We start from the raw sequence: 752 nt of genomic DNA on the forward strand, positions 1-752 counted from the left end.
GGGGGCATGGCGCGCCCTTCGCGCCGGCCGCACTCGTGAGCCCCCTCCCCGCACGCCCCGATAAATCTCAAGGGTTCCAAGGGCCCTTAGGCCTTTGGCGGGTGGGGGTCCGGGGGAGGGCAGCGCCCTCCACCGTCCTCCTCGCCCTCGCCGCACTCCTCCTCGCCGCACTCGCACTCGACCGCATCTTCCCGCCCGACCTTTCGCGCCTCGCCGCGACGGGGGCCGAGGTCACCGACCGCGAGGGCCGCACCCTGTCCGTGCTGCCCGCGCCGGGCGGCACCTGGCGGCTGCGCACCACCGTGGCCGACGTGCCGCCGCACCTGGTGGACCTGCTCGTCGCGGCCGAGGACCGACGCTTCCGCGCCCATCCCGGCGTCGATCCCATCTCCCTCGCCCGCGCCGCCGCGCAATGGGTGCGCGCTGGGCGCGTCGTCTCGGGCGGATCGACGCTGACGATGCAGGCCGCGCGGCTGCTGGAGCCGCGCCCGCGCACGCTGCGCAGCAAGGCGATCGAGATCTTCCGCGCGCTGCAGCTCGAAGCGCGCTTCGACAAGGACGAGATCCTCGGCATCTGGCTGACGCTGGCGCCGCAGGGCGGCAACATCGAGGGCATCCGCGCCGGAAGCCTGGCCTGGTTCGGGCGCCCGGCGGCGCGGCTCGACACGGCGGAGGCGGCGCTGCTGGTGGCGATGGCCCGCCGCCCGGCATCGCTGCGGCCGGACCGGCATGCGGAGGCCGCGCGCGCGGCG

General features: G+C 76.2%; 1 protein-coding gene. It reads left to right on the forward strand.

The window, feature by feature from the left end:
* Positions 1 to 101: 101 nt before the first annotated feature.
* The coding region (locus HW577_RS26790; RefSeq protein ID WP_198378950.1) for a transglycosylase domain-containing protein at positions 102 to 752 on the forward strand (651 nt) is incomplete at its 3' end.

Origin of the sequence: Neoroseomonas rubea (assembly GCF_016106015.1) — a bacterium.
Lineage (GTDB): Bacteria > Pseudomonadota > Alphaproteobacteria > Acetobacterales > Acetobacteraceae > Neoroseomonas > Neoroseomonas rubea.